8 protein-coding genes are annotated in these 13,070 nt (G+C 67.3%); all 8 read left to right on the top strand.

Annotated elements, in window-relative coordinates; translation table 11 throughout:
- The first annotated feature begins 242 nt into the window (after positions 1-242).
- Entirely contained in the window at positions 243-3,257 is a 3,015-nt protein-coding gene (locus ACZ92H_RS06055; RefSeq protein WP_465048683.1) for a sensor histidine kinase, read from the top strand.
- A complete protein-coding gene (locus ACZ92H_RS06050) occupies positions 3,254-5,425 on the top strand; it encodes a sensor histidine kinase (protein ID WP_465048682.1) in 2,172 nt (723 codons plus the stop codon). The genes ACZ92H_RS06055 and ACZ92H_RS06050 overlap by 4 nt, the downstream gene beginning before the upstream one ends.
- A 174-nt stretch (positions 5,426-5,599) precedes the next feature.
- The gene (locus tag ACZ92H_RS06045) at positions 5,600-7,804 is read left to right on the top strand and encodes an EAL domain-containing response regulator (RefSeq protein ID WP_465048681.1); all 2,205 of its coding nucleotides are present in this window, start codon (positions 5,600-5,602) and stop codon (positions 7,802-7,804) included.
- A gap of 40 nt (positions 7,805-7,844) precedes the next feature.
- On the top strand, positions 7,845-9,581 hold the full coding sequence (locus ACZ92H_RS06040) for a DUF885 domain-containing protein (protein WP_465048680.1): 1,737 nt from the start codon (positions 7,845-7,847) through the stop codon (positions 9,579-9,581).
- A gap of 175 nt (positions 9,582-9,756) precedes the next feature.
- Positions 9,757-10,623, top strand: a complete 867-nt coding sequence (locus tag ACZ92H_RS06035) for an urease accessory protein UreD (protein WP_465048679.1) — start codon at positions 9,757-9,759, stop codon at positions 10,621-10,623.
- 16 nt (positions 10,624-10,639) lie between these two features.
- Complete coding sequence (locus ACZ92H_RS06030) at positions 10,640-10,942, top strand: urease subunit gamma (protein ID WP_131373094.1); 303 nt, start codon at positions 10,640-10,642, stop codon at positions 10,940-10,942.
- A gap of 94 nt (positions 10,943-11,036) precedes the next feature.
- Entirely contained in the window at positions 11,037-11,366 is a 330-nt protein-coding gene (locus ACZ92H_RS06025; RefSeq protein ID WP_131373095.1) for an urease subunit beta, read from the top strand.
- A gap of 1 nt (position 11,367) precedes the next feature.
- Positions 11,368-13,068 (top strand): urease subunit alpha, encoded by a 1,701-nt coding sequence (gene ureC, locus ACZ92H_RS06020; RefSeq protein WP_465048678.1) that lies wholly within the window; start codon positions 11,368-11,370, stop codon positions 13,066-13,068.
- Positions 13,069-13,070 lie beyond the last annotated feature (2 nt).

Below are 13,070 nucleotides of genomic sequence, written 5' to 3'. Positions count from 1 at the left end.
CCGTTGCCACGAGAAGCCGCGCTGGCCAGGCAATAAAACTTTGCCCGAAGGAATAGACTTGCCCCTGCAGTTGACGTTATCATGTTTTTGTAAGTGTCGGTGGCCGAGGACTCGGCGCACGGTTGAAACAGGGTGACAGGCGAAAGCGGGCATGGGCATGGTGAATAATGCGTGATGTGCCGGGCGGCTTGCTGCCTGGCGGCGGGACGGACAGGGCAGCGGTGTGCCGCTGGAGCCGCGCATTGCTGTTGGCGCTTTGCGCCGCCGCGGCTTTGGCTGCGCCTGCCCGCGCCGCCGACGCCGTCCCGCTGCACGGCAAGCGCATCCTCTTTCTGAACGCCTACGATTACGGCCGCGCCGGCGTGGAATCGTATACGCGCACCTATGTGGCCGCCATGCGGGCGGCCGGCCTGGCCAGCGAAGATGTCATGGTCGAGCACCTGAACCTGAATACCCAGGGCGATCCGGCACTGCGCGGCGAGATGCGCGATTTGTTGCTATTAAGATACACGCACATGATGGGGCGCCAGGCCGACCTGATCGTCGCCATGCAGCAGCCGGCCCTCGATTACCTGCTGACGGAGCTGGCGCCGATGGCGCGCGGCGTGCCCGTGCTGGCGATCAATACTTCCGGCAAGGCTTTGCCACCTGGCAGCACTGGCGTCATCTGGCAGCAAAAGGCGAATGTCGATTTTCCCGGCACCCTGGCGCAGGCGATGGCGCTGTTCCCCGACACGAAAACCATCGTCATGGCCGTCGGCGCCAGCGAAGCCGACCAGGCCTTGAAGCGCAACATGCAGCAGGCGGCGCTGGCGTGGCAGGGCAGGGTCGCCATGCAGTATCTCGACAAGCTCACCCTGGCGCAGATGCGCGCGACCGTGGCGCGGCTGCCTGCCGATACCGTGCTGGTGGTGGGCAATGTCAACCGCGACGTGGCCGGCAGCTTCGCCACGCCGGTGCAGTTCGCGGGGCAGCTGGCGCGGCTGGCGAACGTGCCCGCCTTCGGCATGTACAACGCCAGCATGGGGCAGGGCATCCTGGGCGGCTCCGTCCTGCATATCGAGCGGGCCGCGCAGCAGGTGGCGCAGATGTCGCTGGCGCTGCTGTCCGGCAAGGCGCCTGCCGCGCCCGGCGCCTTGCTGCCGCCGTCGGCTCCCGTACCCATGTACGACTGGGAACAGTTGCAGCGCTGGGATGCCGACATCAGCGTGCTGCCGCCGCACACCGTCTTCGTCAACCGCCCGCCGCAGCTGTGGCATGAGCACCGCGTCGCCGTGCTGTCCGTGGGCGCCGTGTTCCTCGTGATGGCCGGCCTGCTGAGCGCCTTGCTGCTGCAGCGCCGCCGCCTGCGCCGCGCCGAGAGCGAGGCGCGCGAAAGCGAGCAGCGCTTCCGCATCCTGGTGGAGCATGCGCCCGAAGCCATCGTCGTGTACGACCTGGACCTCGACCGCTTCATCGATGCCAACAGCAGCGCGCAGCGCATGCTGGGCCTGTCGCGCGAGGCATTGCTGAACAAGGGGCCGTTCGACCTGTACAGCGCCGAGCAGCCCGATGCCTTGCCGCTGGGCCTGATGGTGGAAGAGCACTTGCGCCGCGCCATGCTGGGGGAACCCATCCTCGTCGAGCGCAACGTGCGGCGCGCCGATGGCAGCGTGTTCCCATGCGAGGTGCGGCTGGTGAAATTGCCGATGGAAGGGCGGCGCCTGGTGCGCAGCGGCATCGTCGATATTTCCGAGCGCAAGCACAGCGAGCAGGAACTGCTCGGCTACCGCGACCATCTGGAAGAACTGGTGCAGCAGCGCACGGCCGCGCTCTCCGTCGCCGTCACCGAGGCGGAATCGGCGAACCGCGCGAAAAGCGTTTTCCTGGCCAACATGAGCCATGAATTGCGCACGCCCCTGAATTCGGTGATCGGCTTTTCGCAGATGATGGCCGATTCGAGCAGCATGTTCGAGGAAGAAAAGCATAACCTGGCCATCATCAACCGCGCCGGACATCATCTGCTGACATTGATCAACGACATCCTGGAACTGTCGAAGATCGAGGCGGGACGCATGCAGCTGCAAACGGGACCCGTGGACTTGAACGGCTTGCTGGACGAAGTGCTCGAGATGGTGCGCATGCGCTCGGGCGACCAGGGCATCGCCCTGCGCCTGGAGCGCGCCAACGTGCCGCCGCTGGTGCGTCTCGACGGCGCCAAGCTGCGCCAGGTGCTGCTCAACTTGCTGTCGAACGCGCTCAAGTTCATCGAGCAGGGCAGCGTCACCCTGTCCCTGCATTGCCAGGCGCAGGACGGCGGCCAGGTGGCGCTGGCCTTCGGAGTGCGCGATACGGGCAGCGGCATCGCCGAGGCCGACCTGGAACGCATCTTCGAACCGTTCGTGCAGGCCGACAGCGCCGTGGCGCAGGCGGGCACGGGACTGGGGCTGACGATTTCGCGCGAATTCGTGCGCCTGATGGGGGGAGAGCTGGCCGTCGAATCGGCGCTGGGCGAAGGTTCCGTCTTCCGCTTCGCCCTGCGCGCGCCCGTGGTGCAGCGGCCGGCCGTTGCCGCGCCGGCTCCCGGCCGCGTGGCGCGCCTGCCGTCCGCGCAGCGCGGGCGCACGGTGCTGCTGGTCGACGATGACGAGAATTGCCGCAAGCTGCTGGCCGGCTTGCTGGGGCCACTGGGATTCCAGCTGCAGGAGGCGGCGGGCGGCGCGCAGGCGCAAGCCATGCTGGCGGCGCGGCGCTTCGACATGGTGCTCAGCGACTGGCGCATGCCGGACATGGATGGCCTGGCGCTGACGCGCTGGCTGCGCGCGCAAACGCAGCTGGCGCAGCCGCGTCTGGTGATCATGACGGCATCCGCCTTCGAGGAAGAAAAGCAGGAAGCGCTGGCGGCGGGCGCGGACGGCTTCCTGCGCAAGCCGATCGAGCAGGAACATCTGTTCGCCATGCTGGAGCAGCAGCTGGGCGTGCGTTTCCAGCGCGCCCCGCGCGCCGCGGATGAAGCGGCAGGCCGGCAAGGCGCGCCCGATGCCGCCTTTGACATGCTGCGCGCGATGGGCCAGCTGGACGCGGCCGAGCGCCAGGCCCTGCTCGCATCGGTGCAGGCGCTCGACTTGCGGCGCAGCGCCATCGTGCTGGCCGGCGTGGCCACGCGCTGGCCGCAACTGGCCGCGCAGATCAACGCCATGCTGGAGCTGCACCAGTACCAGCCGCTGTGCGCCATGCTGATACAGCTGGCCAGCGAAGCGCAGGGCACGGACGCATGAGCGCTCCCGCAATCCGGGGCGCGCGCCTGGGCGGCGTCTCCATCGTGCTGGCCCTGAGCGTGGCGCTGACCTTTGTCGTCACCGCGCTGCTGCTGGTGTTCGCCGTGCTGTTCTACCAGTCCGAGCGCGACCAGCGCTGGCAGCAGCTGCACCGCAGCCTGTCGCTCAGCGCCGACCAGCTGGCCGTGGCCATCGAACTCCCATTGTGGAATCTCGATGAAAAGCAGATGCTGGCCATCATGCGCAGCACCCTGGGCAACCGCGAACTGGTGGCCAGTGCGCTCACGCCCGGCATCGGCAAGGAAGCGCTGGCCCTGCGCCGCAATGCGGCCGGCTCCCTGGAGACGCTGGCCGCGCCGCCCGCCGATGCCGGCCTGCTGGTGCAGCGGCGCCCGGTGACCATGGGCGGACAGGTCATTGGCAGCGTTGCCGTGTATGCCACTGCGCAGCTGCTGCATGCGCAGCTGCGCCAGCGCGCGCTGGCCATCGGCGCCATGATCGTGGCGCTCGACGTGATCCTGGTGGCCAGTGTCTGGCTGCTGATGTGGTGCCTGATGCTCAAGCCCTTGCGCGCCATCGGCCAGTACGCGGCGGGCGTCAAGGCGGGACAGAGCGAGGCATTCGGCTCGCCGCCGAAAGCCTGGTTCCTGGGCGAGCTGCGCACCCTGTACCGCACCATCCGCGACATGGTGGGGCTGCTCGACAGCCGCTACCGCGCCTTGCAGCGCAGCGAGGAGCGCGTGCAGATGGCCACCGGCGCGGCCAGCATCGGCATCTGGGACTGGAACGTGAGTCAGGGGGCCCTGGAGTGGGATGAGCAGATGTACGCGCAGTTCAAGGCCGATGCGGGCGGCGGCCTGGCGCCGGCGGCCATCTGGCGCGCGGCGCTGGTGCCGGACGACGTGGCGGCGGCGAAAGCGGCCCTGCGCGCGGCGCTGCGGGCGGGCCACGCCTTCACGCACGAGTACCGCATCCGCTGGCCCGACGGCAGCACGCGCTACATCAAGGCCGACGCCGTGATCTTCCGCGATGGCCGGGGCCAGCCCATGCGCCTGGTAGGCTCGAACTACGACATCACGGCGCACCGCGAGGCGGAGCTGGAGCTGCTGCGCCACCGCCATCACCTGGAAGAGCTGGTGGCCGAGCGCACGGGCGCCCTGTCGGTGGCCGTCAGCCAGGCGCAGGCGGCGAACCGCGCGAAAAGCGTTTTCCTCGCCAACATGAGCCATGAATTGCGCACGCCCCTCAATTCCGTGATCGGCTTTTCTCGCCTGATGGCCGCCTCGCCCAACATGCAGGCCGATGAAAAGCGCAACCTGGCCATCATCCACCGCTCGGGCAATCATCTGCTCACCTTGATCAATGAAATCCTCGACCTGTCCAAGGGCGAGGCGGGTCGGTTGCAGACGCAAACGACGGCCGTGGCGCTGGCGCCGCTGCTGCAGGAAGTGATGGACATGCTGGACATGCGCGCCGGCCTGCAGGGCCTGCCTCTGCGCCTCGATTGCGTCGCCGTGCCGCCAGCCGCGCTGCTCGACGCCACGCGGCTGCGCCAGGTGCTGCTGAACCTGACGTCGAATGCCGTCAAGTTCGCAGGCAGCGGCTGCATCACCTTGCGCGTGCGCGGCGAACGGCTGGACGAGGATCGCTGGCGCCTGTCGTTTGCCGTCAGCGACACGGGCGCCGGCATCGCCATGGAAGACCAGCAGCGCATTTTTGAGCCGTTCGTGCAGGCCGACAGCGCGGGGCCCAAGGATGGCACGGGGCTGGGCCTGGCCATTTCGCGCGAATTCGTGCGGTTGATGGGCGGCGAACTGACGGTCGAATCGGCGCCGGGGCAGGGCGCCACCTTCCGTTTCAGCATTCCCGTGCAGGCGGCCCGGCTGCCGCAGCAGCCACCCTTGCCGCCTGCCATGCCGGTGCTGGCGCAGCCCGGAGAGTTGCCCGCCCTGCAGGCGCGCGACCTGGCGCTGCTGGACCACGACGCGCGCGCCGCCTTGCTGGTGGCGCTGCGCGAATTGAACCTGGCCCGCGTGGCCTTGCTGCTGGCCGGCTTGCCGGCGGCGGCGGCGCCGCTGGTGCCGGGCTTGCAGGCGATGCTGGAGCGGCATCAGTACCGCCAGCTATGCGCCTTGCTGGAGGACGACAGCAGCCTGGCGGCAGTATGAAAGTGTGGACAGCCAACATCGCTTTAGATAAAAAGGCAAGCAAATTGCCGGCGATGGATGGTGCTAAATTGCAATAAAGATTATGATGATGGTACGTAGTTCACTGCAAAGAAATGTCTTGTCCAGCGCGGCAACGGAGCGCCGCGCCTCATCCAAAGCTGAGAGAACTGCTACATGCACCGCGATTTTTCGGAAGTGAATTCGAAGGGCGAAGTACTGATCGTTGAAGACACGCCGGCGTCGCTCAAGTTGTTGAGCGATTTGCTGGGCAGCGCCGGTTATGCGGTACGCCAGGCGCCGAACGGCGAACTGGCCTTGTGGACGGCGCAGGCGCGTCCGCCGGAACTGATCCTGCTCGACGTGCGCATGCCGGGCCTCGATGGCTTTGAAGTGTGCCGGCGCCTGAAGGAAATCCCCGCCCTGCGCCAGGTACCCGTGATCTTTCTCTCGGCCCAGTACGATACGGACGACAAGGTGCGCGGCTTTGCGCTGGGCGCCGTCGACTTCATCGCCAAGCCGTTCCAGGCCGAGGAAATCCTTGCCCGCACCGACGCCCACGTGCGCCTGGCGCGGGCGCAGCTGCAACTGGCGCAGGAACGCGCCAACCTGGAGCGGCGCGTGGCCGAACGCACGGCGGAACTGGAGCAGGTGGCCAGCACGCTGGCGCGCGAAGTGCAGATCCGCCGCGCCAACGAGGAATTGCTGCGGCTGTCGGGCCAGGTCTTCGAGGCCACGCAGGACGCCATCCTGATCACCGATCCGGCCGGCGTCATCGTCACGGCCAATCCCGCGTTTACCCGCATCACCGGCTACGCGGCGCAGGAAGTGGTGGGCACCGACATCATGCGCCTGCACGCGGAATACACGGGCGAAGCGGTGCTGCTGGCCCTGCGCCAGGGCTTGCGCAGCAGCGGCTGCTGGTCGGGCGAGGTGCAGACGCGACGCAAGAGCGGCGACACCTATCCCTGTTTGCTCAGCGCCTCCACCGTGCACGGCCCGGACGGCGCCGTCGTCAACTACGTGGGCGTCTTCCTCGACATCAGCGAGCGCAAGGCCGAGCAGCACCTGATCGATTTCCTCTCCTACCACGACGCCTTGACGGGCCTGCCCAACCGCGTGCTGATGCGCGAGCGCTTCGAACACGCGCGCGCGAACGCCGCGCGCGATGGCCAGCAGGTGGTGCTGATGTGCCTGGACCTGGACCGCTTCAAGAACATCAACGATTCGCACGGCCAGGCCGTCGGCGACAAGGCCCTGCAGGTGGTGGCGCGTTTCCTTTCCGGCTGCGTGCGCGAGGGCGACACGGTGGCACGCCAGGGCGGCGACGAGTTCCAGATCCTGCTGCAGGACGATGCCCTGCTGGGGCGCACCCTGGCGCTGGCGCAAACCATCCTGGCCGGCCTGCGCGAGGAGCTCAGCGTCGATGGCGAACGCCTGGCGCTGACCACCAGCATCGGCATCGCCATGTGCCCGGCCGACGGCGACAGCCTCGATGACGTGCTGCGCCACGCCGACACGGCCCTGGTGCGCGCCAAGGAAATGGGGCGCGACCACTACGCCTTCTTCACCGAGCGCATGGGCAGCGACATCCGCGCCCGCCTGGCCATGCAGCAGCAGCTGCGCGGGGCCATCGGCCGCGATGAATTCGAGGTGCATTACCAGCCGCAGATGTGCTTGCGCACGGGCACCATGCTGGGCGCCGAAGCCCTGCTGCGCTGGGACAATCCCGTGCTGGGCAAGGTGCCGCCAGGCCTGTTCATCGCCCTGGCCGAGGAGTACGGCTCCATCACGGCCATCGGCGAGTGGGTGCTGGAAAGCGTCTGCGCGCAGATCCGCGCCTGGCACGATGCGGGCCTGGGCAGCATCAAGGTGGCCGTCAACCTGTCCGGCAAGCAGTTCGCGCAGGACCGCACGGTGCCGTTCGTCGAGGCGGCCCTGCGCAAGTACGGCATCGCGCCCGCCTGCCTGGGCATCGAGATCACGGAAAGCACCGTGATGGGCGATCCGGACAAGGCGGTGGCGGCCCTGACGCGCCTGAAGGATATCGGCGTGGGCATTTCGCTCGACGACTTCGGCACCGGCTACTCCAGCCTGGGCTACCTGAAGCGCTTCCCCATCGACGTGCTGAAAATCGACAAATCCTTCGTCGATGATGTCACCACCAGCAGCAGCGACGCGGCCATCGCCCGCTCCGTCATCTCGCTGGCGCACAACCTGGACATGCGCGTCATCGCCGAAGGAGTGGAAACGCGCTCGCAGGTGGATTTTCTGACGGAGCACGGCTGCGACGAGATGCAGGGCTATTACTTCAGCCGGCCATTGCCGGCGCAGGCCTTTACGGCGCTGCTGCGCGAAAAAAGGATGCTGGCGCTGGCGTGAGCAGGTATGCTGGCTCTTTTTTCTCTTGGGCAAGTATTCCGTGAAAAGACTGATCCCCGCGCTGCTGGGCGCATGCATGCTGTTCGGCGGCGCTGCCGCGGCAGCCACCGACACCGTGCCGCCTGCGGGCGCCGCTGGCCAGTTCCTGCAGATTTATGGCGCCGAATGGCAATGGCGCCAGGAGCAGAAGCTGGACGCCGGCCTGCCACGCGTGGACGCGGCCACGCAGGAAAAGCGCCGCGACTACTGGGCGCGCGTGCTGGCGCAGCTCGATGCGCTCGATTCCGCCAGCCTGGCGGGCGACGATGGCGTCAACTTCGCCGTCTACCGCGCGCAGGTGGCGGCCTTGCTGGCGGCGCAGCAGTTCCGCGAGTATGAGCGCCCCCTCAATGCCGATACGGCTTTCTGGAATGACCTGGCATATGCTGCCCGCAAGCCGCTGCGCACCAGCGCCGACTACCGCGCCTACATCGCGCAGCTCAATGACGTGCCGCGCTATTTCAGCGAGCAGATGGAAAATATGCGCGCCGGCCTGCGGCGCGGTTTCACGCCGCCGCGCGTGACGCTGGCGGGGCGCGAGCAGGCGCTGGCCGACGTGGCCAACGCGGCCGATGCGCGGGCGACCCTGTATTACCAGCCCTTGCGGCAGCTGCCGGCCAGCATGCCGGCGCAGGAACAATCGGCCTTGCGCGCCGCCGCCGTGCAAGCCATCCGCGACGCCGTCATGCCGGCGTTCGGCGAGCTGCTGGCCTTCATGCGCGACGTGTATATTCCCGGCGCGGCCATGACCCTGGCTGCCGAACGCCTGCCCGACGGCAAGGCGTACTACCAGTCGAAGATCACGGAATTTACCACCACGGACATGAGCGCGGCGCAGATCCACGCCATCGGCCTGCGCGAGATGGAGAAGATCCGCGCCGAGATGGGCGCCACCATCGCGCAGACGGGCTTCAAGGGCGACTTTGCCGCCTTCCTGCAATTCTTGCGCAGCGATCCGCAATTCTATGCGCGCACGCCGCAAGAGCTGCTGATGCGCTCAGCCTGGGTGGCCAAGAAGTTCGATGCCAAGGCGGCGCAGTATTTCGGCTACCTGCCACGCCAGCGCTTTGCCATCATCCCCGTGCCGGACGAGCAGGCGCCCCATTACACGTCGGGCCGCGGCGGGCCGGGCGTCTACCTGGTCAATACCTATGATTTGCCATCGCGGCCCCTGTACAGCATGCCGGCGCTGACCCTGCACGAATCGGCGCCTGGCCGCGCCTTCCAGATGCCCGTGGCGTTGGAGCAGAAGGGCCGGCCGGCCTTCCGCCGCGCCTACATCTCCGCGTATGGCGAAGGCTGGGCACTGTACTGCGAGCGCCTGGGCGCCGAGATGGGCATCTACGAGAATGCCTATGAAACCTTCGGCATGCTCAGTTACCAGGCCTGGCGCGCCGCGCGCCTGGTGGTCGACACGGGCATCCACGCGCAGGACTGGACGCGCGCGCAGGCGCAGGCCTATCTGCACGAGAACACGGCCTTGTCCGCGCATGAAATCGAGACGGAGGTGGACCGCTATATCTCCTGGCCGGGCCAGGCGCTGTCCTACTACCTGGGCGAGATGGCCATCCTCGATGGCCGCCGCAAGGCGGAAATGGCGCTGGGCGAGCACTTCGACATCCGCGCCTTCCACGACATGGTGCTGGAAATGGGGTCGGTGCCGCTGCCCGTGCTGGAACGGCGCATCGACGGCTTCATCGCCGACGGCGGCAAGAGCCCGTACCTGGCGGCACCGTGACTGCCTAGCATGCGCCGGGCGTGGCGGGCGCACCACGGTGGTGCGCCCGCCATTTCACGGTGCACGATTCTCACTTTTTCCTTCCTGGACAGCGCGCCGCGCCGCCAATTGCCGGCCCCCGTCGTAACTGGCACATTTTCTGCTTTGTTGATCGTTATTTACACGATTGCAGTGCATGCCAGACCGCCCCCATTTCGCCACGCCTTCTGACGCCAGCGCCCACAGCGCCTGGCAGGCGCATCTGCGCCTGGGCTTTGCGCTGCACGATGGCGTCAGCCGCCTCGTCGAGCGCACGCACAGCGGTCCCCTGCGCGTGCAAAAGCCCCTGTATCCGGAAGGCGATGGCGTCTGCCACGCCATCATCATCCATCCGCCCGGCGGCGTGGTGGGCGGCGACCAGCTGGCCGTCGACGCCACCGTCGGCGATGGCGCGCACGCGTTCCTCACCTCGCCGGGCGCGGCCAAATGGTACCGCGCCAACGGCCACGTCTCGGGCCAGCGCATCGCGCTGCGCGCAGGCAGCGGCGCGGCCATCGAGTGGCTGCCGCAGGAGAGCATCTTCTTCGACCAGGCCTGCGTGCGCCTGCGCCACACGGTGGAACTGGCGCCGGACGCCAGCTACATCGGCTGCGACATCGTCTGCCTGGGCCGCAGCGCCTCGGGCGAAGTGTTCAATAGCGGCAGCATCAGCCAGCAGGTGCAGATCCGCCGCGGCGGCAAGCTGCTGTGGTGGGAGCAGGGCGTGCTGGCGGCCGGCGGCGCGCTGATGGCCAGCCCGCTGGGCCTGGCGGGCCACACGGTGTGCGCCACCCTGATCGCCGTCGGCATGCCCATTGCGCCGGCCGTGCTGGCGGCCGTGCGCGGGATCGCCGTGCCGGCCGGCGCCGCATTTGGCGCCACGCAGATGAAATCGCTGGTGGTGGTGCGCCTGCTGTGCGCCGACAGCGAGGCGGCGCGCCGCATCATGCTGGCCGCCTGGCAGCTGCTGCGCCCCGCCATGCTGGGGCGCGACGCGGTTGTTCCGCGCAGCTGGAATACCTGACATCACAAGGAAAGACATGGACCTGACTCCCCGCGAAAAAGACAAGCTGCTCATTTTTACCGCCGCGCTGCTGGCCGAACGGCGCCTGGCGCGCGGCCTGAAGCTGAACTACCCGGAAGCGGTGGCCCTGATCAGCGCGGCCATCATGGAAGGGGCGCGCGACGGCAAGTCGGTGGCGCAGCTGATGTCGGACGGCACGAAGATCCTTTCGCGCGGCGACGTCATGGACGGCATCGCCGAGATGATCCCCGACATCCAGGTGGAAGCGACCTTCCCCGACGGCAGCAAGCTGGTGACCGTGCATCATCCGATACCGTAGTTTTCATTGCATGGCAGGGCGCCATCCGCGCCGTGCCTGTGTCGCGCCGGCGATCCGCCGGCCAGTGTAGGGCGCATAGACGAAGGAAACCATCATGACACCAGGCGAATACAGATTGGAAGAAGGCGAAATCAGCATCAATGCGGGCCGCGCCACGGCGACCGTGGTGGTGGCGAACCGGGGCGACCGGCCGATCCAGGTGGGCTCGCATTTCCACTTTTTCGAGGTCAACCCGGCGCTGTCGTTCGAGCGCTGGCGCGCCTACGGCATGCGCCTCAATATCACGGCCGGCACCGCCGTGCGCTTTGAGCCGGGCCAGCAGCGCACCGTGGAACTGGTGGCGCTGGCGGGCGAACGCAAGGTCTTCGGCTTCAATGGCGAAGTGATGGGCGAATTGCAAGCTACGCCACCGGGAAAGGATTGAGATGGCCAGTATACCCCGCAGCGCCTATGCCGAGATGTTCGGCCCCACCAAGGGCGACCGCATCCGCCTGGCCGACACGGACCTGTTCATCGAAATCGAGCATGACTACGCCATCTACGGCGAAGAAGTGAAGTTCGGCGGCGGCAAGGTGATCCGCGACGGCATGGGCCAGTCGCAGCGCTGCGCGGCCGAGGTGATGGACACCGTCATCACGAACGCCGTGATCCTCGACCACTGGGGCATCGTGAAAGCCGACATCGGCCTGAAAAACGGGCTGATTTTCGGCATCGGCAAGGCGGGCAACCCGGATATCCAGCCCGGCGTGACCCTGGCCATCGGCGGCGCCACGGAGATCATCGCCGGCGAAGGCATGATCGTCACGGCCGGCGGCGTCGACACGCACATCCACTTCATCTGCCCGCAGCAGATCGAGGAAGCCCTGATGAGCGGCGTGACCACCATGCTGGGCGGCGGCACGGGACCGGCCGTGGGCACCGCCGCCACCACCTGCACGCCGGGACCGTGGCATTTGCACGCCATGCTGGCGGCCGCCGACGCCTTTCCCATGAACCTGGGCTTCATGGGCAAAGGCAACGTCAGCCTGCCGCTGCCGCTGGAAGAGCAGGTGCGCGCGGGCGCCATCGGCCTGAAACTGCACGAGGACTGGGGCAGCACGCCGGCCGCCATCGACAACTGCCTGAGCGTCGCGGAACGCATGGATATCCAGGTGGCGCTGCACAGCGATACCCTCAACGAGGGAGGATTCCTGGAGCACACCCTGGCCGCCTTCAAGGACCGCACCATCCACACTTTTCACACGGAAGGGGCGGGCGGCGGCCATGCGCCGGACATCATCGCCGCCGTCGGGCAGGCCAACGTGCTGCCCTCCTCGACCAACCCGACGCGCCCGTTCACCGTCAACACGCTCGACGAGCACCTGGACATGCTGATGGTGTGCCACCACCTGGACCCGGCCATTGCCGAAGACGTGGCCTTTGCCGAGTCGCGCATCCGCCGCGAAACCATCGCCGCCGAGGATATCCTGCACGACATCGGCGCCATTTCGATGATGTCGTCCGATTCGCAAGCCATGGGGCGGGTGGGCGAAGTGATCATGCGCACGTGGCAGACGGCGCACAAGATGAAGGTGCAGCGCGGCGCGCTGGCGCCCGACACGGCGCGCAGCGACAATTTCCGCGCCAAGCGCTACATCGCCAAGTACACGATCAACCCGGCCATCACGCACGGGATATCGCACGTGGTGGGCTCCATCGAGGCGGGCAAGATCGCCGACATCGTGCTGTGGAAGCCCGCCTTCTTCGGCGTCAAGCCATCGATGATTTTAAAGGGCGGCATGATCGCCGCCGCGCAGATGGGCGACCCGAATGCCTCGATTCCCACGCCGCAGCCCGTGCACTATCGCATGATGTTCGGCGCCTTTGGCGGCGGCCTGAAAAAGTCGTTTACCTTCGTCTCGCAGGCGGCTTACGACCTCGATATCGGGCATCAGCTCAAATTGAATAAATCCGTCATCGCCGTGAAAAACATGCGCGGCTTGCGCAAGCACGACATGATCCACAACAGCGCCACGCCGCATATGGAAGTGGACCCCGAAACCTACGCCGTGCGCGCCGACGGCCAGCTGCTGGTGTGCGAGGCGGCCAGCGTGCTGCCCATGGCGCAGCGCTATTTTCTATTTTAGGC

It is taken from the genome of Janthinobacterium foliorum (assembly GCF_978021625.1).
This window is presented reverse-complemented; position numbering and strand designations above follow the sequence as displayed.

What these genes read in the sequence shown, in the direction of transcription:
- ACZ92H_RS06025 (WP_131373095.1), top strand. Translation starts at nt 11,037, where the DNA reads ATGACACCAGGCGAATACAGATTGGAAGAAGGCGAAATCAGCATCAAT.
- ACZ92H_RS06030 (WP_131373094.1), top strand. Translation starts at nt 10,640, where the DNA reads ATGGACCTGACTCCCCGCGAAAAAGACAAGCTGCTCATTTTTACCGCC.
- ACZ92H_RS06045 (WP_465048681.1), top strand. Translation starts at nt 5,600, where the DNA reads ATGCACCGCGATTTTTCGGAAGTGAATTCGAAGGGCGAAGTACTGATC.
- ACZ92H_RS06035 (WP_465048679.1), top strand. Translation starts at nt 9,757, where the DNA reads ATGCCAGACCGCCCCCATTTCGCCACGCCTTCTGACGCCAGCGCCCAC.
- ACZ92H_RS06050 (WP_465048682.1), top strand. Translation starts at nt 3,254, where the DNA reads ATGAGCGCTCCCGCAATCCGGGGCGCGCGCCTGGGCGGCGTCTCCATC.
- ureC (WP_465048678.1), top strand. Translation starts at nt 11,368, where the DNA reads ATGGCCAGTATACCCCGCAGCGCCTATGCCGAGATGTTCGGCCCCACC.